24 protein-coding genes are annotated in these 23,251 nt (G+C 66.7%); 11 read left to right on the forward strand and 13 right to left on the reverse strand.

Annotation, left to right across the window (positions count from 1 at the left end; all coding sequences use genetic code 11):
- The first annotated feature begins 116 nt into the window (after positions 1-116).
- A complete protein-coding gene (locus OXQ33_RS15665; protein ID WP_267435610.1) occupies positions 117-1,688 on the forward strand; it encodes a lysine--tRNA ligase in 1,572 nt (523 codons plus the stop codon).
- A 113-nt stretch (positions 1,689-1,801) separates the two neighbouring features.
- On the opposite strand, the gene OXQ33_RS15670 is transcribed toward OXQ33_RS15665, so the two are convergent.
- Entirely contained in the window at positions 1,802-2,503 is a 702-nt protein-coding gene (locus tag OXQ33_RS15670; RefSeq protein WP_267435611.1) for a dienelactone hydrolase family protein, read from the reverse strand.
- Between the two features lie 69 nt (positions 2,504-2,572).
- Here OXQ33_RS15670 and OXQ33_RS15675 point away from each other — a divergent pair, with 69 nt between their 5' ends.
- The 6 genes from OXQ33_RS15675 (at position 2,573) to OXQ33_RS15700 (ending at position 8,312) form a co-directional block, all read left to right on the forward strand.
- Positions 2,573-2,797, forward strand: a complete 225-nt coding sequence (locus tag OXQ33_RS15675; protein ID WP_267435612.1) for a DUF6489 family protein — start codon at positions 2,573-2,575, stop codon at positions 2,795-2,797.
- A gap of 7 nt (positions 2,798-2,804) precedes the next feature.
- A complete protein-coding gene (gene mnmE / locus OXQ33_RS15680) occupies positions 2,805-4,091 on the forward strand; it encodes a tRNA uridine-5-carboxymethylaminomethyl(34) synthesis GTPase MnmE (protein ID WP_267435613.1) in 1,287 nt (428 codons plus the stop codon).
- A 69-nt stretch (positions 4,092-4,160) separates the two neighbouring features.
- A complete protein-coding gene (gene mnmG / locus OXQ33_RS15685) occupies positions 4,161-5,996 on the forward strand; it encodes a tRNA uridine-5-carboxymethylaminomethyl(34) synthesis enzyme MnmG (RefSeq protein ID WP_267435614.1) in 1,836 nt (611 codons plus the stop codon).
- Complete coding sequence (gene rsmG, locus OXQ33_RS15690; RefSeq protein ID WP_267435615.1) at positions 5,993-6,607, forward strand: 16S rRNA (guanine(527)-N(7))-methyltransferase RsmG; 615 nt, start codon at positions 5,993-5,995, stop codon at positions 6,605-6,607. Before mnmG ends, rsmG begins: the two co-directional genes overlap by 4 nt.
- Positions 6,604-7,395, forward strand: coding sequence for an AAA family ATPase (locus tag OXQ33_RS15695; RefSeq protein WP_267435616.1), 792 nt, complete (start codon positions 6,604-6,606; stop codon positions 7,393-7,395). Before rsmG ends, OXQ33_RS15695 begins: the two co-directional genes overlap by 4 nt.
- Positions 7,392-8,312 (forward strand): ParB/RepB/Spo0J family partition protein, encoded by a 921-nt coding sequence (locus OXQ33_RS15700; protein ID WP_267435617.1) that lies wholly within the window; start codon positions 7,392-7,394, stop codon positions 8,310-8,312. Before OXQ33_RS15695 ends, OXQ33_RS15700 begins: the two co-directional genes overlap by 4 nt.
- Before the next feature lie 165 nt (positions 8,313-8,477).
- On the opposite strand, the gene holA is transcribed toward OXQ33_RS15700, so the two are convergent.
- The 4 genes from holA to OXQ33_RS15720 are packed head-to-tail and all read right to left on the reverse strand — an operon-like array spanning position 8,478 to position 12,983.
- Positions 8,478-9,497: a DNA polymerase III subunit delta gene (gene holA, locus OXQ33_RS15705; RefSeq protein ID WP_267435618.1), complete on the reverse strand. Its 1,020-nt coding sequence runs from the start codon at positions 9,495-9,497 to the stop codon at positions 8,478-8,480.
- 13 nt (positions 9,498-9,510) lie between these two features.
- Positions 9,511-10,038 (reverse strand): LPS assembly lipoprotein LptE, encoded by a 528-nt coding sequence (gene lptE, locus OXQ33_RS15710; protein WP_267435619.1) that lies wholly within the window; start codon positions 10,036-10,038, stop codon positions 9,511-9,513.
- Complete coding sequence (leuS, locus tag OXQ33_RS15715) at positions 10,035-12,536, reverse strand: leucine--tRNA ligase (RefSeq protein WP_267435620.1); 2,502 nt, start codon at positions 12,534-12,536, stop codon at positions 10,035-10,037. Before leuS ends, lptE begins: the two co-directional genes overlap by 4 nt.
- 12 nt (positions 12,537-12,548) lie before the next feature.
- On the reverse strand, positions 12,549-12,983 hold the full coding sequence (locus OXQ33_RS15720; RefSeq protein ID WP_267435621.1) for a DUF3576 domain-containing protein: 435 nt from the start codon (positions 12,981-12,983) through the stop codon (positions 12,549-12,551).
- 231 nt (positions 12,984-13,214) lie between these two features.
- Between OXQ33_RS15720 and OXQ33_RS15725 the strand changes: the two genes are divergently transcribed.
- Complete coding sequence (locus OXQ33_RS15725) at positions 13,215-13,922, forward strand: hypothetical protein (protein WP_267435622.1); 708 nt, start codon at positions 13,215-13,217, stop codon at positions 13,920-13,922.
- A 152-nt stretch (positions 13,923-14,074) separates the two neighbouring features.
- Here the strand turns inward: OXQ33_RS15725 and OXQ33_RS15730 are convergent, their stop codons facing one another.
- Entirely contained in the window at positions 14,075-14,623 is a 549-nt protein-coding gene (locus OXQ33_RS15730; RefSeq protein ID WP_267435623.1) for a thiamine phosphate synthase, read from the reverse strand.
- 22 nt (positions 14,624-14,645) lie between these two features.
- On the opposite strand from OXQ33_RS15730, the gene OXQ33_RS15735 reads away from it, so the two are divergent.
- Both OXQ33_RS15735 and OXQ33_RS15740 read left to right on the forward strand, forming a co-directional pair.
- Positions 14,646-15,305: a YggS family pyridoxal phosphate-dependent enzyme gene (locus OXQ33_RS15735; RefSeq protein ID WP_267435624.1), complete on the forward strand. Its 660-nt coding sequence runs from the start codon at positions 14,646-14,648 to the stop codon at positions 15,303-15,305.
- On the forward strand, positions 15,302-15,970 hold the full coding sequence (locus OXQ33_RS15740) for an HAD family phosphatase (RefSeq protein ID WP_267435625.1): 669 nt from the start codon (positions 15,302-15,304) through the stop codon (positions 15,968-15,970). The genes OXQ33_RS15735 and OXQ33_RS15740 overlap by 4 nt, the downstream gene beginning before the upstream one ends.
- A 267-nt stretch (positions 15,971-16,237) precedes the next feature.
- Here OXQ33_RS15740 and ribA read toward each other — a convergent pair whose 3' ends face one another.
- The 6 genes from ribA to OXQ33_RS15770 all read right to left on the reverse strand — a co-directional run bounded on the left by ribA (position 16,238) and on the right by OXQ33_RS15770 (position 21,831).
- Positions 16,238-17,287, reverse strand: a complete 1,050-nt coding sequence (gene ribA / locus OXQ33_RS15745) for a GTP cyclohydrolase II (RefSeq protein WP_267435626.1) — start codon at positions 17,285-17,287, stop codon at positions 16,238-16,240.
- The gene (locus OXQ33_RS15750; protein ID WP_267435627.1) at positions 17,284-18,123 is read right to left on the reverse strand and encodes an exodeoxyribonuclease III; all 840 of its coding nucleotides are present in this window, start codon (positions 18,121-18,123) and stop codon (positions 17,284-17,286) included. The genes ribA and OXQ33_RS15750 overlap by 4 nt, the downstream gene beginning before the upstream one ends.
- A gap of 285 nt (positions 18,124-18,408) precedes the next feature.
- Positions 18,409-19,041, reverse strand: coding sequence for an outer membrane lipoprotein carrier protein LolA (locus OXQ33_RS15755; protein WP_267435628.1), 633 nt, complete (start codon positions 19,039-19,041; stop codon positions 18,409-18,411).
- Between the two features lie 64 nt (positions 19,042-19,105).
- The gene (locus OXQ33_RS15760; protein ID WP_267435629.1) at positions 19,106-20,506 is read right to left on the reverse strand and encodes a carbohydrate porin; all 1,401 of its coding nucleotides are present in this window, start codon (positions 20,504-20,506) and stop codon (positions 19,106-19,108) included.
- 198 nt (positions 20,507-20,704) lie between these two features.
- A complete protein-coding gene (msrB, locus tag OXQ33_RS15765; protein ID WP_267435630.1) occupies positions 20,705-21,166 on the reverse strand; it encodes a peptide-methionine (R)-S-oxide reductase MsrB in 462 nt (153 codons plus the stop codon).
- A 17-nt stretch (positions 21,167-21,183) separates the two neighbouring features.
- On the reverse strand, positions 21,184-21,831 hold the full coding sequence (locus OXQ33_RS15770) for a DsbA family oxidoreductase (RefSeq protein ID WP_267435631.1): 648 nt from the start codon (positions 21,829-21,831) through the stop codon (positions 21,184-21,186).
- Positions 21,832-22,007: 176 nt separating this feature from the next.
- Between OXQ33_RS15770 and OXQ33_RS15775 the strand changes: the two genes are divergently transcribed.
- Positions 22,008-22,757 (forward strand): SDR family NAD(P)-dependent oxidoreductase, encoded by a 750-nt coding sequence (locus tag OXQ33_RS15775; RefSeq protein ID WP_267435632.1) that lies wholly within the window; start codon positions 22,008-22,010, stop codon positions 22,755-22,757.
- Positions 22,758-22,761: 4 nt separating this feature from the next.
- Here OXQ33_RS15775 and OXQ33_RS15780 read toward each other — a convergent pair.
- The coding region (locus OXQ33_RS15780; RefSeq protein WP_267435633.1) for a GNAT family N-acetyltransferase at positions 22,762-23,251 on the reverse strand (490 nt) is incomplete at its 5' end.

Below are 23,251 nucleotides of genomic sequence, written 5' to 3' on the forward strand. Positions count from 1 at the left end.
ACCTGTGGATAAAACTGTGCATGAATGCCGAAGAAAGTGGGAGCAACTCATGGATAAGGGGTGAGTGATGCAAAATGCATTTGTGCATCGCTTCCCGTCTTGTCAGAGGCAAAAGCATGACAGACGAACTCCGCTCCACCGCTCTCGAGTCCAAGGCTTGGCCCTATGAGGAAGCTCGCAAGCTCCTCAAACGCTATCCCGATGGCAAGCCGGGCGGCGAGCCGATCCTGTTAGAAACCGGCTATGGCCCCTCGGGACTGCCGCATATCGGCACGTTCAACGAAGTGCTGCGCACGACCATGGTCCGCAACGCTTTCCATGCGCTGTCGGACCAAAAGACCCGGCTGATCGCCTTTTCGGACGATATGGACGGCCTGCGTAAGGTGCCGGACAATGTGCCGAACCAGGAGATGCTGCGCGAACATCTGGGCAAGCCGCTGACCCAGGTGCCCGATCCGTTTGAGAAGTTCGACAGCTTTGCCGCGCACAACAATGCGATGCTGCGGCAGTTTCTTGATCGCTATGGCTTCGATTACGAATTCGCCTCATCGACGGAGTATTATACCTCCGGCCGGTTCGACGACGCGCTTCGACTGGTGCTGAAGCATTTTCAGGGCATCCAGGATGTGATGCTTCCAACCCTTCGCGCCGAGCGTCGCGCCACCTATTCGCCCGTCCTGCCGATCAGCCCCAAGTCGGGCGTCGTCCTTCAGGTGCCGGTCGAGGTGGTAGACGCCGAAGCCGGGCTGATCGCGTTCGAGGACGAAGGCGAACGGATCGTCCAATCGGCATTGGGCGGGTTGTCTAAGCTGCAATGGAAGGTCGACTGGGCGATGCGCTGGGTCGCGCTGGGCGTCGATTATGAGATGGCGGGCAAGGACCTGATCGACTCGGTCACCCAGTCGTCGAAGATCGCGCGCGTGCTCGGCGGCCGTCCGCCCGAGGGCTTCAACTACGAGATGTTCCTCGACGAGCATGGCGAGAAGATATCCAAGTCCAAGGGCAATGGTCTCAGCCTCGATCAGTGGCTGACCTATGGGCCCGAGGAGAGCCTGGCCTTCTTCGCCTATCGCGAGCCGAAAAAGGCCAAGCAGCTGCACATGGGCGTCATCCCGCGCGCGGTGGACGAATATTGGCAGTTCCGCACCAACTATCCGAACCAGACGCTCAAGGAGCAGCTGGGCAATCCGGTGCATCATATCCATGATGGCAAGCTGCCCCAGGGTGAGCTGCCGGTGACGTTCGGCCTGCTGCTCAACCTGGTCGGGGTGATGGGTGAGGCGACCAAGGCGCAGGTCTGGGGTTATCTTGCCAATTATGTGCCGGAAGCATCGGCGGAGAAGTACCCGGAGCTCGATCGGCTGATCGACCATGCGCTGGCCTATGCGCGCGATTTCGTCGCCCCGACGCTCCAGCGTCGCGCGCCCGAGCCGCATGAGGCGGAGGCGCTGCGCCAGCTCGATACGCAACTGGCCGCGCTGCCTGCCGGTGCGAGCGCCGAGGACATCCAGAACATCGTCTATGAGATCGGCAAGACCGACGCCTTCCCGTCGCTGCGCGACTGGTTCAAGGCGCTGTACGAAACGTTGCTGGGTTCCGCACAGGGGCCGCGCATGGGCAGCTTCATCGCGCTTTATGGTGTGGACAACAGCCGCAAGCTGATCGCCGAGGCGCTGGCCAAGGCGTAACGGCCGAGAACTGCCCTCACCCTTCCGGCGCTACGCGCCTCCCTCCCTCTCCCGCTGGGAGAGGGAAGGGGCCCGCCCGCATAGCGGGTGGGAAGGGTGAGGGCGGTACTGCTTTAGCGGAGATGCTCCGCAAAGAACGCCATGGTGCGCCCGTCCGCCAGCTTCGCCGACTCCTCCGAGCGACGCTGACCGAACTCCGCGGCAAAGCCGTGATCCTCGCCGGGATAATCGTACAGCGTGACCTTGGGGTGGTCGTCCAGCCCCTCATGCATCCGCTTCTGCGCATCCTTGTCGACGAAGTGATCCGCCTCCGGGATGTGGAGCAGGACCGGCTTGGCGATGGCATGCTTCTCGCCCAGCAGGCCGTCGATGCCGACGCCATAATAGCCGACGCTGGCATCCACATCGGTCCGCGCGGCAGTCATGAAGGCCAGCCGCCCACCCAGGCAATAGCCGACCACGCCGACCTTGAAATTCGCACCATGCTCGTCGCGGATGGCGCGGATCGTCGCCTCGATATCGCGAATGCCGCCGTCCTGGTCGAACTGGCCCATCAGGTCGAGCGCCTGCCGCATCTCGTTGGGGACATCGGGGTCGAGTTCGATGCCGGGCGCGATCTTGTGGAAAAGGTCGGGGGCGACGGCCAGATAGCCCGCCTCGGCCAGCGTGTCGCATTTGCGGCGGATGCCCGCATTCACGCCGAAAATCTCTTGGATGACGATGATCGCGGCGGCGGGCGTGCCCTCCGGTTCGGCATAATAGGCGTTGAACGAGGCCTCGCCGCCCGCAGCGGCGATGGTCTTGGTTCCGGTCATGCTGGTCTCCTGTGGTCGTCGCGACGATAACGCCTTATGCCTCAGTTGGTCGCGCGAGGAGAATGGCCGATGAAAGTGAATGTGGAAATCGAATGCACGCCCGAAGAGGCGCGCCGCGCCATGGGCCTGCCCGACCTGACGCCGATCCATGAACGCTATGTCCAGATGATGCTCGACACCATGCAGTCGGGGGTCAAGCCCGAGATGATCGAGGCGATGATGCGCAACTGGGCGCCCATGGGCGAAGCGAGCATGGCGATGTGGCGCCGGATGTTCGAGGGGCAGAAGGGCTGACCTCTTGATGACCGACACGATCTTCGCCGTCTCCAGCGGACAGCCGCCCGCCGCCATCGCGGTGATCCGGGTGAGCGGCCCGGCGGCCTTTGCGGCGGCCGAGCGGCTGGGCGGGCGCTTGCCCGAGCCACGTCGGGCGAGCCTGCGGACGTTGAAGGACGCAGGCGGCGCAGTGCTGGATTCGGCGTTGCTCCTGCGTTTCCCCGGACCGGCGACGGCGACTGGCGAGGATCTGGTCGAGCTGCATTGCCATGGCGGCCGCGCGGTGGTCGCGGCGGTGGAGGGGGCACTGGCCGCTCTTCCCGGCATCCGTCGTGCCGAGCCGGGGGAGTTCACCCGGCGGGCCTTGCTCAGCGGTCGGATCGACCTGGCGGAAGCCGAGGGGCTGGCCGATCTGCTCGAAGCGCAGACCGAGCGGCAGCGCCGCGCGGCGATCGCGGCGGTCGAGGGGCGGGTGAGCCAGGAAGTACGCGGCTGGATGGACCGGCTGGCCGGCCTGTCCGCGATGATCGAGGCGATGCTCGATTTCGCCGAAGAAGATGACGTGCCGCTCGATACGGCGGCGGTCGCGCGGATCAAGGAGGCGATGCACGTCCTCGCCATCGCCATGTTGGAGGTGGTGGAACGCCCGCCGGTCGATCGGCTGCATGACGGCGTTCGCGTGGTGCTGGCGGGGCCGCCAAACAGCGGCAAGTCGACCCTGCTCAATCTGCTGGTCGAGCGCGAGGCGGCGATCGTCTCGCCGATCGCGGGGACGACGCGCGACCGGATCGAGGCGAGCGTGTTGCGGGGCGGGGTGGCCTATGTGCTGACCGACACCGCCGGGCTGGCCGAGGATACCGACGATGTGATCGAGGCGATCGGCGTTACCCGTGCGCAGGAGGCGATCCTCCAGGCCGATATCCTGTTGTGGATGGCGGACACTCCGGCGCCGCGCGCGGATGCGATCTGGCTCCATACCCGGGCCGATCTGCCGGGGCGGGAAGCTTTGCCAGAGGGGCGGCGGCTGGCGGTTCGCCGGGACGACCCGGCGAGTGTGGCGGCAGTGTGGAATGCGATTGCGGGTGCCGCAACAGGACTTCTGCCTCGCGAGGACGCCATCGGCTTCAAGCGGCACCAGCAGGAGCAATGCCGACGCGCGGCCAATGCGCTGATCGCGGCGCCGACCGATGACGTGCTGTTGATGGCCGAAGAGCTGCGCGTTGCCCGACAGGCCCTTGCCGAAGTGCTGGGCGTCAGCGCGACCGAGACGATGCTGGATGCCCTGTTTGGACGCTTCTGCCTGGGCAAATGATTGTTCCACGTGGAACGTCGCTCGACGGATCACTTTGACGCTGACCCACGCTTCCGGTAGGGCGGGGGCATGTTTGATGTCGTAGTGATCGGTGGCGGTCACGCGGGAACCGAGGCCGCTGCGGCGGCGGCGCGCCGGGGTGCGCGGACGGCCCTTTTGTCTTTCGATCGTCATGGCCTGGGCGCCATGTCCTGCAATCCGGCAATCGGCGGGTTGGGGAAGGGCCATATCGTGCGCGAGGTCGACGCCTTTGACGGGCTGATCGGGCGAGCGGCGGACCAAGGCGCGATCCATTATCGGATGCTCAACCGCAGCAAGGGTACGGCGGTGCAGGGCCCGCGCGTCCAGGCCGACCGGCGGCGCTATGCCGGGGCGATCCAGGCGATGCTGGCGGCACAACCGAATCTCACCATCGTGGAGGGCGAGGCCGAAGCTTTGATCCTCGACGGCGACCGGGTGGCGGGTGTGCAACTGGGGGACGGCACTGCCCTGTCGGCCCGTGCAGTGGTGCTGGCAACCGGGACCTTCCTGGGCGGGCGACTGTTCCGGGGAGATGAGCGGCATCTGGGCGGCCGGATCGGCGAACGCGCGGCGACGCGCATGGCGGAACAGCTACGCGCGCTAAACCTGCCCATGGCGCGGATGAAGACGGGCACGCCACCGCGTCTCGACGGCCGGACCATCGACTGGGCGAAGCTGGACGAGCAGCCCAGCGACCTCGATCCCTGGACCATGTCGCCGATGACGGCGGCACGACCGTTGCCGCAGATCGCCTGCGCGATCACCCGGACGACCGAAGAAACCCATGCGATCATCGCGGCAGCCTTCCACCGTTCGCCGCTGTTCACCGGCGCGATCGAAGCGAACGGGCCGCGCTACTGCCCGTCGATCGAGGACAAGATCAAGCGCTTCGCCGACCGCGATAGCCATCAGATTTTCCTGGAGCCGGAGGGGTTGGACGATCCCTTGGTCTATCCGAACGGCCTGTCGACCTCGCTGCCGACCGATGTCCAGACGGCAATGATCGCCTCCATGCCGGGGCTGGGGCGGGCGGTGATCACGCTGCCCGGCTATGCGGTGGAATATGACCATATCGATCCACGTGCGCTCGATGCCCGGCTGGCGCTGGGGGCGATCGAGGGGGTGTTCTGCGCGGGGCAGATCAACGGCACGACCGGCTATGAGGAAGCGGCGGGGCAGGGGCTGATCGCCGGGCTCAACGCGGCGGCGCATGCCTGTGACCTTGAGCCGGTGATCCTCGACCGCGCATCCAGCTATCTGGGCGTGATGATCGACGATCTGGTGTTGCAGGGTGTGACCGAGCCCTATCGCATGTTGACCGCGCGTGCGGAATATCGCCTGTCTCTCCGCGCCGACAATGCGGAGACGCGGCTGGGCGATATCGCCGAGGCGGCGGGCTGTCTGTCGCCCGAACGGCTGGCGCATCGGCGGCGGCGGCAGGCGGAGCAGACGGTGTTGCGCGAACGGCTGGCGGTGGTCCGTACCGCCTCCGATCTGGCGCGGAGCGGGGCGACGATCGCGCAGGATGGCGCGCGCCGTTCGGCCTATGAATGGCTGCGTTTCGATGGCGTCACGCTGGCGCATGTCGCGCCCCATGCAGCGGAGGGATGCGATCCCGCCGTGATCGCCGAGACGCTGGAGGATGCGCGCTACGCCCCCTATGTGGAGCGACAGGCGGAGGAAGTCGCACGGCTTCGGGCCGATGAGCGAATCCTGCTCCCGGCCTCCTTGGACTATGCCGCCATCCCCGGCCTGTCGCAGGAGATGATCGACCGGTTGAGTCTGGCGCGGCCTGCGACCTTGGCGGCCGCATCGCGCATTCGCGGCATCACTCCCGCCGCACTGTCGGCGGTGCTCCTTCACGCACGAAAGATGGCGGCATGACCGAAGACCAGGCCCGCGACTGGGTCGTCCAGCGTTTCGGGGAAGAAGCCGCCGAGCGGATCGATCATTTCCTCAGCCTGGTGGTGGTAGAGAATGACCAGCAGAATCTGATCGCGCCATCGACCATCCCGACCATCTGGGCGCGACATGCGCTCGACTCGGTGCAGTTGATCCCGCTTGCCGATCGTGCGGATGGGCAGTGGGTGGATATCGGAACCGGGGGGGGCTTTCCCGGCATGGTCGTGGCGCTCGCCTGGCCCGGGCGTATGGCGCTGGTCGAACCGCGCAAGCGGCGGGCGGACTTCCTTCGTGACTGCGCCGACAAGATGGGGATCGCCGATCGCGTGTCCGTCCATGCCTCCAAGATCGAGGCCGTCGACGTGAAGGCCGATATTATTTCTGCTCGTGCGGTGGCGACAGTCGAAAATCTTTTGCGCGCGGCGGCTCACTGCGGCAAACAGGATACGCGGTGGCTGCTCCCGCGCGGCCGCCTGGACGAGCGCGAGATCAAGACCCTCAAGCGGCAATGGCGCTTCGTGTTTCACGTGGAACATAGCATCACCTCGGCGGAATCGTCGATCGTGATCCTCGACCGAGTAGGGGCCCGATGATCTGCGTTGCCATCGCGAACCAGAAGGGTGGGGTGGGCAAGACCACCAGCGCCATCAACCTCGCTACCGCCCTGGCGGCGACGGGGCTGCACGTCCTGTTGATCGACCTCGATCCGCAGGGCAACGCCTCGACCGGGCTGGGGATTCCCAACAGCCAGCGGCTTTTCTCCAGCTATCACGTCCTGCTCGGCGAGGCGCGGATCGACGATGCGGTGGTGCATACGCAGGTGCCTCGGCTGGACATCGTACCCGCCACGGTCGATCTGTCGGGGGCCGAGCTGGAACTGGTCGATTTCGAGAACCGAACGCACCGGCTGGACCATGCGATGCGGCGGACGCAGGGGAATTGGGACATCGTCCTGATCGACTGTCCGCCTTCGCTGGGGCTGCTGACGATCAATGCGATGGTCGCGTCCGATTCGCTGTTCGTGCCGCTGCAATGCGAATTCTTCGCGCTGGAGGGGCTGTCGCAGCTTCTGACCACGGTCGAGCGGATTCGGGCGCGGTTCAATCCGGGCCTCGCGATCCTGGGCGTGGCATTGACGATGTATGACCGGCGCAACCGGCTGACCGACCAGGTGTCGGCGGACGTGCGCGCCGTTTTGGGAGGGGTCGTGTTCGATACGGTGATACCGCGCAATGTCCGGCTGTCGGAAGCGCCCAGCCATGGACTGCCCGCGCTGATCTATGATCATCGCTGCGTCGGCAGTCTGGCCTATATCGCGCTGGCGCGGGAATTGATCGCCCGCCTGCCGCTCGGCACCCAGCCGGGAGCGGCGGCGGCATGAGCGGGGAGACGACGGCCAAGCGTCCACGTCCGGGTCTCGGGCGCGGTCTGGGCGCACTGCTCGGCGATATCGCGCGGGAGGCGCCGATCCGGCCCGGTGATCAGCCGACGCCGGGTGGCGTGCGGATGCTGCCGGTCGGATCGCTGCAACCGCATCCGGACCAGCCGCGCCGTCATTTCGAGGAAGCGGCGCTCGACGAGCTCGCCGCCTCGATCGCGGCGCGCGGGCTGATCCAGCCGATCGTCGTTCGTCCGCACGGCAAGGATTATCAGATCGTCGCGGGCGAGCGGCGCTGGCGGGCGGCGCAGCGGGCACGGCTGCACGAGGTGCCGGTCGTCGTCCGGGATTTCGACGACGCGCAGACGCTCGAAGTCGCGCTGATCGAGAATATTCAGCGCCAGGATTTGAACGCCATCGAAGAGGCGCAGGCCTATCAGCGGTTGGCCGGTGAATTCGGCCATACCCAGGAGGCGCTGGCCAAGATCGTCCACAAATCGCGCAGCCATGTCGCCAATCTGCTCCGCCTGCTCGAACTCCCTGACACGGTGCAGTCGCAGGTCGTCAGCGGCGCGCTGTCGATGGGCCATGCCCGTGCGTTGCTGGGCGCGGATGACGTGGAATCGCTGGCCGATCAGGTGATCGCGCGCGGCTTGAGCGTTCGCGAAACCGAGAAGCTGACCCGCGAAGCCAAGGGCGGTGGTCGCAAGGGCGCAACGGGCGAGAAGGGGGCGAGCAAGCCTTCGGGCCAGGATGCCGCCGATGCCGATATCGCGGCGCTGGAGGGGCAATTGGCCGATCTGCTCGGCCTGTCGGTGCGGATCGCGCATGGCGAGAAGGGGGGGACGATCACCCTCAGCTACTCGACGCTCGATCAGCTCGACATGGTGTGCCAGCGGCTGACCGGTGAGGGGATTTGAAAGCGGGACGCCGGTCTGTTTCGCAGGCAGGCGCAGCTCGCTTTTGATTTCTGAGGGGGAGGGGCGTGGGCTTCGACTTCGCTCAGCCTGAACGGCTGTCGGAATTGAAACCAAATATCCCCCAACCCCGTTCAGGCTGAGCGAAGTCGAAGCCCAAGGGAATCCCTAACCCCGCCGAGCAATCCCCTGCGCGATGACCGTCGCCTCGGATTCCGCCAGCACCGCCCCGGCATTGCCCGGTGCCATCACCGCTCGCTCCGCCGCCCGAATCCGCGCCAGCGCACGTGCCAACATCGCCGGGGTCCAACGCCGCAGCGCCCGCGCCGTGCGCGCTTCGTCGCGGAAGAAGACACGGTGACGCTTCATTACTGCCTCGACCGGCTCGCCTGCATCGATATCGGCGCGCATCTCGGCGAGCGCCACCAGCCGCCGGGCGAGCGCCCGCAGCCAGGGGATCGGTGAGGCACCGCCCTCGTCCAGCAGCGCCAATTCACCGCCCAGATCGTCGACACGGCCCTCCACTACAGCCTCCACCGCGTCGCTCATCTCCACCTCGCCCAGATCGGCACCGATGGCATCCAGGGCGGCGTGATCGACCTCACGCGGGCGGTCAGGGGCCGAATCGAGATAAAGGGACAGCTTCTCCAACTCGCGGGCCAGGACCGAACGATCGGCGGCGGCGGCCTCGACCAGTCGCGTCGGGATACCGGCGGCCAAGCGCAGGCCCAATTCCCCGGCAATGGTGGTCGCCAGCCGCTCGGCATCGGCGGCGGTGGGGGCGTAGCAGCCGAACGCCATGGCGCGTGGCGAATCGAGCGCGAGCTTGACGATCTTGGCGGTCGTCTTGATCGAGGGGGCGATGGCAACGACCGGATTGCCTGCCGACTCGGCCTCCAGCAGCGCAGTGAAGGCGGCCAGTCCTTCCTCACCCACGCTCGAGATGCGGATATGGCGGGGGCCGCCGAAGAGCGACATGGAGGCCGCTTCGTCGGTCAGGCGGGCGGGATCGCTTTTCAGCGTCGCCGAATCCAGGTCAATTCGCTCGGCATCCTGTCCCATTGCGTTCGCCAGCAGGCGCGCCAGTTCGCTCGCCCCCGCCTCGTCGGGACCGTGGAGCAGATAGAGGCGGATATCGGCGGATGGGCGGCTCAGCGCCTGGCGGATCTGGTTGGCGTTGGCTTTCAAGGCAGGGGCGCCTTCACGGCCGGGCGGGTGCCATCGCCTCACCCGGGCGCGACCGGGCATAGGTGGCGAGCCGCGCGACGATCTCGTCCGCGACGATCACCGACAGCCGTTCCAGCGCGGTGTTCTCGGCGGCGATGGTAGCATATTCCGAGCGGACCACGTCGATCCCGGCATCCGACCCGGCGGTCGAGTCGACCAGCACCGCGTTGCTCGTCTGGTCGACCAGTTGGTAGCGCGCGCGCAGGATACGCCGCTCACGTACCACCGAGTCGTCGCGCCGTACGCCGAGGCCCCGAATCTGGTCGTCCAGCTTCACGTCGAGCCGATAGCGCGCGGTCCCGCTCTTGCCGCCCAGCCGGTCGTTCAGCGCATTGGCCATGAGCCAGCCCGCCTTCCCCTGAATCGGCGCGACCTCGATCTGCGACAGAGCGACCGCGACCGGGCCGGAGCCGCCGCCCGCGTAAAGCGGGTGCAGCCCACAGCCCGACAAACCCAAAGTCAGGGCCAGACCGGCGGCGATCAGGGGAAGGGCGCGGGTCATGCGACGATGTTTACCAGACGGTCGGGCACCACGATCACCTTTTTCGGGGTCGCACCGTCCAGCGCCCGGACGATCTTGTCCGATGCCAGCGCGGTGGCTTCCAACTGGTCCTTGGGCAGCCCCTTGGCGACGGTCAGCGTGTCGCGCAGCTTGCCGTTGACCTGCACCGCGACGGTGACTTCGTCCTCGACCAGCAGGCTTTCGTCCACGACCGGCCAGGCGGCGTCGGCGATCAGACCTTCTTGCCCCATCCCCGCCCAGGCTTCCTCGGCCAGATGCGGGACCATCGGTGCGACCAGCAGCATGGTGGTGCGGATCGCCTCGTTGCGGGCGGCCGAAGGCTTGGCCTTTTCGATGGCGTTGACCAGCTCGTACAGCTTGGCGACCGCCTTGTTGAAGGCGAGGGCTTCGATATCCGCCGCGACGCCCGCGATGGTCTGGTGCAGCTTACGCGAGAGCGGTTTGTCCTCGCCCTCGGCCGCGTCCGAAGCGTCGAACAGACGCCACAGGCGCTGGACGAAGCGCCAGGAGCCCTCGATGCCCGATTCCGACCAGGGCAGGTCGCGCTCGGGCGGGCTGTCGGACAGCATGAACCAGCGTACCGCGTCCGCGCCGTACTGATCCACGATGGGTTCGGGATCGACGGTGTTCTTCTTGGACTTGGACATCTTCTCGACGCGGCCGACGGTGATCGGCTGTCCGGTCGCGATCTCGATGCCGTCGCGAATCTCGCCGGGGGCCAGCCAGCGGCCGTCCGACGACTTGTAGCTCTCGTGCGTGACCATGCCTTGCGTGAACAGGCCCGCAAAGGGCTCCGCCACGTCGATCAGGCCGATATGCTTGAGGGCGCGGGTCCAGAAGCGCGCATAGAGAAGATGCAGGATCGCATGCTCGACGCCGCCGATATATTGCCCGACCGGCAGCCACTTCTTGACGACTTCGGGATCGAAGGGGCGATCCTTGGGCTGGCTGGCGAAGCGGATGAAATACCAGGACGAATCGACAAAGGTATCGAGCGTGTCGGTCTCGCGCCGGGCAGGTTTGCCGCAATTCGGGCAGTCGACATGCTTCCAGGTGGCATGCCGGTCGAGCGGATTGCCGGGCACGTCGAACGTGACGTCCTCGGGCAAGGTGACCGGCAGCTGGTCCTTGGGCACCGGCACCGCGCCGCAATCCTCGCAGTGGATGATCGGGATCGGCGTACCCCAGTAACGCTGGCGGCTGACGCCCCAGTCGCGCAGGCGGTAGACCGTCTGGCCTTGGCCCCAGCCTTCGCTCTCGGCACGGGCGATGACGGCGGCCTTGGCGGCCTCCACATCCAGCCCATCGAGCGGGCCCGAGTTCACCAGACGCCCGGTGCCAGTATAGGCGGTGTCGCCCTCGAACACCGGCGCAGTCACATCGCCATCGGCGACGACGCGGGTGACGCTCAGGCCATATTTCCGCGCGAAGTCGAGGTCGCGCTGGTCATGTGCGGGCACACCCATCACCGCGCCCGTGCCATAATCCATCAGCACGAAGTTCGCGATATAGACGGGCAGGGTGGTGCCGGCGTCCATTGGATGCTGCATCCGATAGCCGGTGTCGAAGCCCAGCTTCTCCTGGGTTTCCAGCTCGGCCGCGGTCGTGCCGCCCGCCTTGCAGCGTTCGATGAAAGCGGCAGCGTCGGGATTCAACTTGGCCAGTTCGCGGGCGATCGGATGATCCGCCGCGATCGCGACGAAGCTTGCGCCGAAGATCGTGTCCGGGCGGGTCGAATAGACCTCGATGGGCGTCGCAAAAGGCGCAACCGGCGCGAACCGGAACTGGAGCCCCTGGCTGCGGCCGATCCAGTTCTCCTGCATCAGCTTCACCTTGTCGGGCCAATGCTCCAGACTGGTGAGACCCTCCAGCAATTCGTCGGCGAAGTCGGTGATCTTCAGGAACCACTGGTTCAGCTTGCGCTTCTCGACCAGCGCGCCCGAGCGCCAGCCGCGCCCGTCGATCACCTGCTCATTGGCCAGCACGGTCATGTCGACCGGATCCCAATTGACCGCCGATTCCTTGCGATAGACCAGGCCGCTTGCGTACAGGTCGAGGAACAGCGCCTGCTCATGCCCGTAATAATCGGGCTCGCAGGTCGCGATCTCGCGCGTCCAGTCGAGCGCGAAGCCCAGCCGCTTCAACTGCGCCTTCATCGTCGCGATATTGTCGCGGGTCCAGCCGCCCGGATGGACGCCCTTTTCCATTGCGGCATTCTCGGCGGGCATGCCGAACGCATCCCAGCCCATCGGGTGGAGCACCTCATGCCCGATCATCCGCCGATAGCGCGCCAGCACGTCGCCCATCGTATAGTTGCGGACGTGCCCCATATGGATGCGCCCCGATGGATAGGGAAACATCTCAAGGACATAGCTGCGGGGCTTGGGGCTGTGATCGTCGGCGGCGAAGGTGCGCCGCTCCTCCCAGATCCGCTGCCAGGTCGAATCCGATTTCAGGGCGTTGAAACGCGAGGCCATTTATCTCGTCTTTTACTGCGTGATCGAGGCACGGCGCAGGTCGCGCGCCTTGGTGAGGATGATGTCTTCCAGCTTCTGGATCGTCGCGGCCTGAACGGGGGCTTCCACCCACTGGCCGCCGCGATTGATCTCGCGAAGGGCGGTCACGCGCAGCGCATCGGCGCGCAGATCCTGGTCGAGGATGGTGACGGTCACCTTCATCCGCTCGGTCGGCGTCTGCGGGTTGACGTACCAGTCGGTGACGATCACGCCGCCGTTGGAATCGGTCTCGGCCAGCGGCATGAAGCTGAGCGTGTCGAGGCTGGCGCGCCACAGATAGGAATTCACGCCGATCGTCGTCACCTTCGACGCGGCCAGATCACCCTGCGGGCGGGCCTTCTTGCCGGCACAGGCGCCGAGCGACAGGGCGGCGATAACCGCGAACGCGGTGGCGGAACGGCGAAGCATCGGCATTATCCTGACTGCGATGAAGAACGGGGAATAAGGGTTGCCTATCGCCTCTACAGGGGCCCCGCCACCCCGGCAAGCATTCCGGCGAATCACGGGGCGGACCGAACCTGTGGAGGATGCGCAACAGTCGGACAAGATTCGCCTATGGCAGCGTAACAATGGGATCGCTCACGATCGATTCCATGTTAGAGGCGATGTATCAAAGAGGTCTTATAAAAGGGGTGGACCGTGTCGTTCGGGCGTGTGGTGATCGGAATCGCAATCGGGGCGCTCGCCGCCACGACTGCGCTGGTCGCGCCCGCCATCGGTGCGGTGGACCAGAATGGCCGGGCCCCCAAGCGCAGCCTCAGCCTGATGGGGCGTGGGGGCTTCACCCCGGCGGCGGCGGATCCCCGACTCGCGGCGATCTTCGCCCGCAGCGGGCTGGACGCGGGCGATCTGCGCTTCACCCCGGCGGAAAGCCAGCGCGGGGCCAATCGTCCGGTCACCGTGGCGGTGCGCGCACGGACCAGCCGGACCAGCGACGACCGGGTCGCCGCCAACATCGCGCCGACGGTGGGGCTGGCCCCGATCTCCTATAATCTGGGTGTCGCGGTGGGCTGGAAGCGGCTGGCGGTGTCCGGCGACATGGCGCGCGTCGATCTGGCGGGCCTGCCGGGCAGCCGCGAGACCGCCGATGTGGCGGTCAGCTATACCGCGAATCGCTTCACCGGTCGGGTGAAAGCCTCGGCGGATCGCCCGATCGAGGGTGTGAACAAGCTGGTCGATATGCCGTCCAGCTATTCGCTCGACATGAGCAGCTCCTATTCGCTGACCCGCAACCTCGATGTGACGGCGGGCGTCCGCTATCGCTCGGACCGCGAGCGGCTGGCGCGTCTGGACGACGATCGCCGGAACAGCCAGGCGGTCTATCTGGGTACGGCCTTCCGCTTCTGATCGCCGTGTGATGCGGTTCGGTTGAACCGACTATCAGCGCCCCAACGTCATCCCAGCGAAGGCTGGGATCTTTCGCCGTGATCCCCGGCGCGATGGGAAGGCGCACTTCTTTTCGCCAATCCAACCCCGTTCGCGAACACCAGCCGCTGGGATCAACACGGGAGATCTAAGCCTTCGCTGGGATGACGGGGTGGGGCTCCACCCCATGCATCGATCGCGGCCCAGCCATCGAATCGTCCGCGTAACCGGCGAAAGCGCTCCGCCGTCATGCCGCCCAGCGCGATTCGCGGCAGGCCCAGTCCACGTCCGATCCTTGCCGCCCGGGCAGCCCCCAGGCTGGGCGCACCGGGATGCGAGCGCGTCGGGAAGAGCGGCGATACGAACAACAGATCGGCCCCGGCCCGCTGTCCCGCCATCGCCTCGGCCTGACTGTGCGCGGGCCAGCTTCGCAGACCCGATCCCCGACCCCATTTATGCACGCCGTCGCCGGCCAGCCCGCCGCCCGCGACCAGCAGGATAAGCCGCCGTGCGCGGGCGATCCGCCAGACCCGGCGATGGATCGCACGGCGCTCGGCCGGGGGCGTGGCGTGGTGACGAAACACGACTCCCGAACCCGGCGGCAGCGCCCGCAAGGCGCGCCACAGCCCGTCCCCCAGCCGTTCGTCGGTCATCAGCCATGTCACGGGGTATCGGTCGGCCATCCTCCCGACTATAGCGCGGGGCATGACCGACGACAGCGTTTCCCGCCTTTCCACCGTCTCCGACCAACTCGCCCGTGCCGCCGGGCTGGGGGATCATGCCGCCCCGACCCTGATCGCGGTGTCCAAGACCCATGACGCCGACACGATCCGCCCGCTGCTCGACGCCGGGCACCGGGTGTTCGGCGAGAATCGGGTGCAGGAGGCAGCGGCCAAATGGCCCGCTCTCCAAGAGGCATATGCGGGCGTCGAACTGCATCTGATCGGCCAGTTGCAGTCGAACAAGGCGGCGGACGCGGTGGCGTTGTTCGATGTGATCCATACCGTCGACCGCCCGTCGCTGATCGCCGCGCTGGCTGAAGCGATGGCCAAGAGCGGGCGGCGTCCCGATTGCTTCCTTCAGGTCAATATCGGCGAGGAGGAACAGAAAGGCGGCTGCGCCATCGCCGAGGCACCGGCGATGCTGGAGCAGGCGCGCGCGGCGGGCCTGCCGATCATCGGCCTGATGGCGATTCCCCCGCACGGGGTGGACGCCGCCCCCTATTTCGCATTGCTCGCCAAGATGGCGCGCGACCTGGGGCTGACCAAGCTGAGCATGGGCATGTCGGACGATTATGAGGTCGCCGCGATGCTGGGCGCGAGTCACGTCCGGGTCGGCAGCGCGCTGTTCGGAGCCCGCGCATGAGCCGCTTCGCAGCCTTATTGTTCGATTTCGACGGCGTCCTGATCGACAGCGAATATGAGGGCAATCGGCATCTCGCCGAATGGCTGACCGCCAACGGCCATCCGCATACGCCGGAAGAGGCGATGCACCATTATATGGGGCTGGCGGGCAAGGATTTCGTCGTCACGATCGAGGGGCGGATCGGCCAGGTGCTGCCCGAGGCATTCTACGCCGCGCGTCGCGACGAGGATGTCCGTGCGATGGAAGAGGGCGTCGCGGCGATCGTCGGCGCGGTCGACTTCGTCCGCTCGCTGCCCGTCGATTTCCCCAAGGCGGTGGTGTCGTCCAGCCCGACCGTGTGGATCGACCGGCACCTGCGCCATCTGGGCCTGCGCGAGGCGTTCGGCGAGCATATCTATAGCGGACGCGAACATGTGGAGCGGGGCAAGCCTGCGCCGGACCTGTATCTCTACGCGGCGGATCGGTTGGGCGTGCGGATCGAGGATTGCGCGATCCTGGAGGACTCCCCCGTCGGCGCGACCGGCGCCGTGGCGAGCGGGGGTCACGTCATCGGCATGTGCATGGGGACGCACTGCGCGGTGGGGCATGACCAACGGCTGCGGGAGATCGGCGTGGCCGCGATCGCGCAGGATTATGAGGATGTGCGGCGGGAACTGGGGTTTTAGATCGGGATGACATCAGGTTGATCCCCCTCCCCTTCAGGGGAGGGGCCGGGGGTGGGGCGCTTCCACAAACGCGATGCTTGGGGCGATGCCCCACCCCAACCCCTCCCCTGAAGGGGAGGGGCTCAGTTCGGGTCGACTCCATGTCATCCCGTTCTAATTCCTACCCTCCGTTCAGCCTGAGCGAAGTCGAAGGCCGCGGGATTCCCGGCGGAGCGCGGGACGTGCACGTCGACTTCGCTCAGTGCGAACGGGGTGCGGGGTATTGCGTCAGAGCTGGTGCCCGGTCCGATCCCGCTTGGTCGCCAGATAGCGTTCGTTGTGCGGATTGGGCGGCAGGCTGTGCGCGACCCGTTCGACCACTTGTACCCCTGCGGCGTTCAGCCCCGCGACCTTGGCCGGATTGTTGGTCAGCAACCGTACCTTGTCCTGCCCCAGCAACCGCAGCATCCGCGCCGCCACGCCGAAATCGCGCGCATCGATCGCGAAGCCCAGCCGGGTATTGGCGTCGACCGTATCGAACCCCTGATCCTGAAGCTGATAGGCGCGCAGCTTGTTGACCAGGCCGATCCCGCGCCCCTCCTGCCGCAGATAGAGCAATATGCCCCAGCCCGATTCCGCGATGGCATGGATCGCGGCGTGAAGCTGCGGCCCGCAATCGCATTTCAGGCTGCCCAGCACATCGCCGGTCAGGCATTCGCTGTGCAGGCGAACCAGCGGCGGCTGTCCGTTCGGCTGGCCGATGAGGAGCGCGACATGCTCGCCCGCTGCATGGGGCGAGCGGAAGGCGACGATCTCCGCATCCTCGGCCCCCGCGACGGGCAGGCGCGCACGGGTGGCGATGGCGAGCGCCTCGGCATTCTCGTGCGCGGCGATGTCGGCGAGGCTGATCTCCGCCTCTACCCCTTCGCCACCGACGAAGAAGGCGGGGAGCATCCCGGCGATCCGCGCGAACCGGATCGCCGCCGCCGCGACGGCCGGATCGGGCAAAGGGAGGGCGCGGAACGGCCCTTTCAGCGGGGTCGCCAGGTCGAATTGCGGATCGGCCAGCGCGGTCGCGGCGGCGAAGTCGACCCAGGGCGCGCGCTCGACCAGCACGGCGGCATCCGGGTCTGCGGCCTCCAACTGGTTGGTCAGCTTCAACGTCGCGGCGCGCCCCGCCGAGATGAGCACGGGCGCATGGCCTTCGGGATCGAAGGCGGCGAGGCGCAGCGGGTCCGCCGTCTCGACCGCGAGCAGCGCCTGTCCCTCGATCGCGATCGGCCAGCCTCGGCGCAGCGCATCGATCGCACGCGCGGCGGCCTTGGCATCGGTGCTCAAAAATCGAATTCCGTCATGATCGGGATATGGTCGGAGGGCTTGAGCCAGCTCCGGCACCCCTCGAACACCTGATGCGACACCGCCTTTGCGACGACGTCGCGGGTCGCCCACATATGGTCGAGCCGCCGCCCGCGATCCGACGCCGCCCAGTCCTTCGCGCGGTAGCTCCACCAGGTATAGAGCCGCTCGGGCGCGGGGATGAAGTGGCGGCCCAGATCGACCCAGTCGTTCGACGCCTGGAGCTTGGCCAGCGTCTCCACCTCGATGGGGGTGTGGCTGACCACGTCGAGCAACTGCTTGTGGCTCCACACGTCCGATTCGAGCGGGGCGATGTTGAAGTCGCCGGTCAGGATCGTCGGGCAGTCGAGCTTGCCCGACCAGTCGATCATCCGGCCGAGGAAATCGAGTTTCTGGCCGAATTTCGGATTCACCTCGCGATCGGGCACATCGCCGCCCGCTGGGATATAGACATTCTCCAGCCGCACGCCGTTGGGCAATCGGATACCGACATGCCGCGCCTCGGCATTGGCCTGCCAGTCCAGACGGTCGTCCTCGGTGATGGGCACGCGCGAGGCGATGGCGACGCCGTGGTGCATCCGCTGGCCATGGATGATGATGTGATCGTACCCCAGCGACCGGAACAGGTCGAAGGGGAAGTCATCGTCGACGACCTTCGTCTCCTGAAGACATAATATGTCGGGCGCGGCTTCCGTCAGGAATTGCTCGACGATGGCGGCGCGGAAACGCACCGAGTTGATGTTCCAGGAGGCGATTTTCACGGCTGCCGATGTAGCGGTGGGCCGGGGGCGAGACAAGATTACCCATGCCGCCCGCATCGCCCCGACGATCCCTCTCCGTCGCCCCAGCGAAGGCTGGGGCCTTTCGCCTCGAAGGATTTTGGCCGCGAGAGATCCCAGCCTTTCGCTGGGATGACCCGTTTTTCAAACGGAAAGGCCCCCGCTCCGGGGGCATGGAGCGAGGGCCGACCTAGCGTTCGTCACGCAGGCGGGATGAGGGTGCTCGTCCGAGCAACAGGGGGGAATCTCGAAGGCCCCTCAACCGCAACCCCCTGATAGGGCAGCGAACCTGTCGCTCGGATGAATGAAATAGCCCGCCAGCGTTCAGTTTCGCGTCGGTCCCCTCCGGGGATCGTTGAATCGGAACGCTTTGTCGTCCACCGGCACCCCGAATCGCTGATTGGACAGGCGGATGGTGGTCCGGTTGTTCTGACTGTCCAGCGCGACCCAGCCCTGCATCATCAGCCCGCCCGGCGCGGCGGGATCGCGGGCGAAGACCAGGGTGATCTTGCCATATTCGGGATGCTTGGGATCGTTCGCCTCGACCGAGACCAGCCGCGAATCGGCGCTGGGCACGACCTTGGCATAGCGGCCGATATCGCGGCTGGGATCGAGCAGCACGCCCAGCGGCGAGTTCTTGATCGGCCAGCGCTGCTTCTGCCCGACCGAATAATCGAGGAACCACAGGCTGCCGCCATCCGCGACGATCAGCAGCGGCACGCCCTTTTCATATTGGAAGCGGATCTTGCCCGGCTTCTTCATGGTCAGCGTGCCGGTCAGCACCTTGCCCGCCCGGTCGGTCTGGGTGAAATCGGCGGTCATCGTCTGCACCGACTGCAGGTGACGCTGCACCGCCGCCAGGTCGCCCCCGGCCTGGGCCAGCGCGGGGAGGGGGGCGGCGACCATCGCCATGGCGGTCGGCGCCAACAGGGCGGACGCCACAATCGAACGGATCATATCAAACTCCTTTGGCCCGTCCGTCATGCGTCGGGTCTATTGAACGGGTCGTGAATCGGGGGCGCTACAGGGTGAAGGCGGCCTTCATCCCCAATATGGTGACGTCGTCGGCTTGCGAATAGCCGCCGGGGTGATGGACGAACTGGACGTTGGGCCGCATCTCCAGCCATTCGGCGGGGTGGATGCTGTAATAGACCTCCGCCGCATATTCGGAGCCCTGCACCGCCGGACGGGTGGGATCGAGCCGCTGGCCGTCCGCCACGCGACCGTTCACATGGGTCCGCGCCACACCGATGCCGAGTACGTCGCCCGGCACGGCGGGGACCAGCCCCTTGTAGAACAGCCCGGCGGCGACCTGGTTGTCGGTGACGCTGGTCGCCCGGTCGGCCTGGGTCGCGTTGAGGAAGACGCTGAGCCCGTTCTCCGCCTTGCCGTCCTTGGTCTCGCCGGTCAGCTGCTGCTGGATATTGACGTACACGCCGTAGCGGCTGCTCCGCTCCAGCGGCGCCAGGCCGGTGATCGCTACGGGTCTGCGGTTGATGTCGAGGAAGACGTCCGCCGCATCCGCCGTCGCGACCCAGCCGCCCAGCTTGTACGACCCGATCTTGCCTGCACTGGCCTTGCGGATCCAGCCGATCTCGGCAGGGACGAGCACGCCGGTTGCGCCCTTGAAATGGCCGATGAAGAAATCGGTATCCAGGTTGCGCGGATTGATCTCATAGACCGCGCCCTGGACATATAAATCGTCGCGCGGTTCGTAGCGCAGCCGCGCGCCCCATTGGCTGACCGGCCAGTTCTGCCAGTAATCGCCGACCAGATTGCCCGGTTGCGCGCCGCAGAAGCTCAAGTTCATGAAGTGGCAGGAGAAGATGGCGAAATCCTCGCCCGGATTGGTGCGGCCGAGTTTCAGCTCGAACCGCTCGCCCAGCCGCTGCTCGTACCAGAACTGGGTCAGGCGCAGCGTCTGGCCGCGTCCATAGACCTCCTGCACCTGTTGCAGCGTGCCGAGCGCGGCATCGTCGCTGAGATTGCGGCCGCGCCGATAGGTGAGGGTGGCCTGGAACGCGCCGCCCTTCAACCCGAAGACCTTCTCCAGATCGAACAGCGCGCCCGCATCGAACTGCCCCGTCTCGCGCAACAACGTCTTGCGGCCGCCGGTGAGGTTGGCGGCGCTTTCCGAGGCATAGCGCGCGGTGACGGTGATCCCGCGATCGTTCAGCCGGGTGCGGATCTTGTGCCAGTCGCCGATGATCCCGGGCGGCGGCGTCCGCCGGGTGTCGGCGGTGATCGCCGAGGGGGCGCTGTCCGACGGGCGTACGGCCCGGCGGCGGGTGGGGGTGCGCTGCGTATCGCCGGCGGCGGCATCGGGTGTGACGCGGGCGGCGGTGGGAACGGGGTCGGTGGTCTGCTGCGGCGAGAGGGGTGCGGCGAGCAGCAATGGTGCCCAGCCCCAGATCATCACCATCGCCTTAACCCCCTTTTCCCGTAGCTTATCGTTGCGGATGGCAAACGATCCGAAGGGCAAAAGGTGCCGTAAACGTCAATCCTCCCCGGCACGGGGAGGGGGGCCAGCGAAGCTGGTGGAGGGGGATCGCCACACAGGCCGTCCTATGGGGAAGCCCCCTCCGTCAGGCCTGCCACCTCCCCGCACCGGGGAGGAACTTTAGCCCTGCTCCGCCGCGCGGACCTGGTCGATATAATCGCCATATCCTTCCGCCTCCATCTCCCCCAGCGGCACGAAGCGCAGCGAGGCGGAGTTGATGCAGTAGCGCAGGCCGCCGCGATCGCGCGGACCGTCGGGGAAGACATGGCCCAGATGGCTGTCGCCATGCGCCGAGCGAACCTCGGTGCGGACCATGCCGTGGGTGGTGTCGCGCAACTCGTTGACATGCGCGGGCTCGATCGGCCGCGTGAAGCTGGGCCAGCCGCAATGCGAATCGAACTTGTCGGCGGAGGCGAAGAGCGGCTCGCCCGAGACGATGTCGACATACAGGCCCGGCTCGCGGGTGTTGAGATATTCGCCGGTGCCGGGGCGCTCGGTGCCGCTCTGCTGGGTCACATAATATTGTTCGGGCGTCAGCTTGGCGAGGGCTTCCTCGGTCTTGGCATAGCGGGTGTCGGCCATGGGACTTCCTTTCTGGCTCAGGCTTCGGCGGCGATCTGGCGCAGCGCCTGTTCGAACGCTTCGGGCGGTTGCCCACCCGAGATCAGGTAACGATTGTCGATAACGATGGCGGGCACCGATTGGATGCCGCGCCCCTGCCACAGCCGCTCGGCCTCGCGGACCTCGGCGGCGTAGCGGTCGGAGGACAGGATCGCGCGGGCCTCGTCCTCGTCCAGCCCGGCGCGGGTCACGGCGGCGACCAGCACGTCGTGATCCGCGATATTCTCGCCGCGCGTGAAATAGCTGTCGAACAGCGCATGTTTCAGGTCCGCCTGTCGCCCCTCGATCCCGGCCCAGTGGAGCAGCCGATGCGCGTCGAAGCTGTTGTAGATGCGCGACGTGTCGCCCATCGCCATGGTGAAGCCGACCGAGGCCGCCCGCTCGCGGATCGTCGCGCGGGTGGCGGCGGACTGTTCGGGCGTCGCGCCATATTTGCGGCCGATATGCTCGACGATATTCTCGCCCTCCGGAACCATCGCCGGGTTCAGCTCGAAGGGCTGGAAATGGATGTCCGCCTCCACCGCGTCGCCCATCCGGTCGAGCGCGGTTTCCAACCCGCGCAGGCCGATGACGCACCAGGGGCAGGAGACGTCGGAGACGAAATCGATACGGATCGGACGGGGCATGGAGGGTCCTGGATGATGCGGCCGGGCCGCGAATGCCTCGCTTATGTGGGAGGGGCTTCGCCGCCCCGCAACCGGCGGAACATCGCGCCATGGCGGCGGCTTTTGCACCGGAGCACTTTGCACGAAGGACGGTGCCGGATAGCAGCATCGGGCCAGTTCAAGAGGGATAAGCCAGAATGACCAGAACAGTCCTCGTCACCGGTGCGACCGCCGGAATCGGTGCGGCGACGGCGCGCACCTTCGTCGCCAGCGGATGGCGGGTGATCGGGACCGGCCGCCGCGCCGACCGGCTGGAGGCGTTGGCGGGGGAGTTGGGCGGGGCCTTTCATCCGCTCGCCTTCGACATCACTGACGAGGATGCGCTGGACGCCGCGCTGGCGGGGTTGCCGCCCGAATTCGCGGGGATCGACCTGCTGATCAACAATGCCGGGCTCGCGCTCGGCACCAAGCCGGCGCAGGACAGCGACCTCGCCCAGTGGCGGACGATGATCGCGACCAATATCGACGGGCTCATCACCATCACCCACCGGCTGCTGCCTCGCCTGATCGAGCGGCGCGGGGGCATCATCAACCTGTCCTCGGTGGCGGCCAATTACCCCTATACCGGCGGCAACGTCTATGGCGGGACCAAGGCGTTCGTGAAGCAATTCTCGCTCAACCTGCGCGCCGACCTGCATGGCAAGGGGGTGCGCGTCACCTCGATCGAGCCGGGCATGGTCGAGACCGAATTCACCACCATCCGCACCGGCGGCGACCAGGCGGCGTCGGACGCGCTTTATGCGGGATCGGACCCGATGACGGGCGAGGATATCGCCGCGACCCTGCTCTGGGTCGCCGAACTGCCGCCGCACCTCAACATCAACCGGCTGGAACTTATGCCGGTCAGCCAGTCCTTCGCTGGTTTCCAGGTGGCGCGCGCGGGGTAGGCGGTCAGAGCGGTCGGTGCATCACCAGCGCATCGACCGCCCCCAGCGTCGGATGCCGGAACGCCCCCGGCACCCGGCCGACCGTCGCAAAGCCCAGCGCCGTCCACAGATGCACGGCGGCGGCATTGCTGCTCACCACGAAATTGAACTGCATCGCGGCAAAGCCCCGCGCCCGCGCTTCGTCGAAGGAATGCAGCGCCATCGCCCGCGCGACGCCTTTCCCCCGTGCGGCGGCGGCGGTCGCATAGCCCGCATTGGCGACATGATCCCCGCCGCCCGCTTGATTGGCGCGGATATAATAGGTGCCGAGGATCGCGCCGTCCTCTTCCGCCACGAACACCGTCTTGCCCTCCCCGAACCAATAGGCGAGCGCGGCCTCCTCCGACATGGCGGGGTCGAGCGCATAGGCTTCACCTGCGCGGATCACGGGCAGGATGATCGCGGCGATGGCGCTGCATTCCTTCGACGAAGCGCGGGCGCGGGGCTTTGCCGCG

Origin of the sequence: Sphingomonas sp. GM_Shp_1, from assembly GCF_026540895.1 — a bacterium.
Taxonomy (GTDB): domain Bacteria; phylum Pseudomonadota; class Alphaproteobacteria; order Sphingomonadales; family Sphingomonadaceae; genus Sphingomonas.

Bases quoted from the DNA above. Each gene is read 5' to 3' on its own strand.
- OXQ33_RS15665 (WP_267435610.1), top strand. From the start codon at position 117: ATGACAGACGAACTCCGCTCCACCGCTCTCGAGTCCAAGGCTTGGCCC.
- OXQ33_RS15670 (WP_267435611.1), bottom strand. From the start codon at position 2,503: ATGACCGGAACCAAGACCATCGCCGCTGCGGGCGGCGAGGCCTCGTTC.
- OXQ33_RS15675 (WP_267435612.1), top strand. From the start codon at position 2,573: ATGAAAGTGAATGTGGAAATCGAATGCACGCCCGAAGAGGCGCGCCGC.
- mnmE (WP_267435613.1), top strand. From the start codon at position 2,805: ATGACCGACACGATCTTCGCCGTCTCCAGCGGACAGCCGCCCGCCGCC.
- mnmG (WP_267435614.1), top strand. From the start codon at position 4,161: ATGTTTGATGTCGTAGTGATCGGTGGCGGTCACGCGGGAACCGAGGCC.
- rsmG (WP_267435615.1), top strand. From the start codon at position 5,993: ATGACCGAAGACCAGGCCCGCGACTGGGTCGTCCAGCGTTTCGGGGAA.
- OXQ33_RS15695 (WP_267435616.1), top strand. From the start codon at position 6,604: ATGATCTGCGTTGCCATCGCGAACCAGAAGGGTGGGGTGGGCAAGACC.
- OXQ33_RS15700 (WP_267435617.1), top strand. From the start codon at position 7,392: ATGAGCGGGGAGACGACGGCCAAGCGTCCACGTCCGGGTCTCGGGCGC.
- lptE (WP_267435619.1), bottom strand. From the start codon at position 10,038: ATGACCCGCGCCCTTCCCCTGATCGCCGCCGGTCTGGCCCTGACTTTG.
- leuS (WP_267435620.1), bottom strand. From the start codon at position 12,536: ATGGCCTCGCGTTTCAACGCCCTGAAATCGGATTCGACCTGGCAGCGG.
- OXQ33_RS15720 (WP_267435621.1), bottom strand. From the start codon at position 12,983: ATGCTTCGCCGTTCCGCCACCGCGTTCGCGGTTATCGCCGCCCTGTCG.
- OXQ33_RS15730 (WP_267435623.1), bottom strand. From the start codon at position 14,623: ATGGCCGACCGATACCCCGTGACATGGCTGATGACCGACGAACGGCTG.
- OXQ33_RS15735 (WP_267435624.1), top strand. From the start codon at position 14,646: ATGACCGACGACAGCGTTTCCCGCCTTTCCACCGTCTCCGACCAACTC.
- OXQ33_RS15740 (WP_267435625.1), top strand. From the start codon at position 15,302: ATGAGCCGCTTCGCAGCCTTATTGTTCGATTTCGACGGCGTCCTGATC.
- OXQ33_RS15750 (WP_267435627.1), bottom strand. From the start codon at position 18,123: ATGCGGGCGGCATGGGTAATCTTGTCTCGCCCCCGGCCCACCGCTACA.
- OXQ33_RS15755 (WP_267435628.1), bottom strand. From the start codon at position 19,041: ATGATCCGTTCGATTGTGGCGTCCGCCCTGTTGGCGCCGACCGCCATG.
- OXQ33_RS15760 (WP_267435629.1), bottom strand. From the start codon at position 20,506: ATGGTGATGATCTGGGGCTGGGCACCATTGCTGCTCGCCGCACCCCTC.
- msrB (WP_267435630.1), bottom strand. From the start codon at position 21,166: ATGGCCGACACCCGCTATGCCAAGACCGAGGAAGCCCTCGCCAAGCTG.
- OXQ33_RS15770 (WP_267435631.1), bottom strand. From the start codon at position 21,831: ATGCCCCGTCCGATCCGTATCGATTTCGTCTCCGACGTCTCCTGCCCC.
- OXQ33_RS15775 (WP_267435632.1), top strand. From the start codon at position 22,008: ATGACCAGAACAGTCCTCGTCACCGGTGCGACCGCCGGAATCGGTGCG.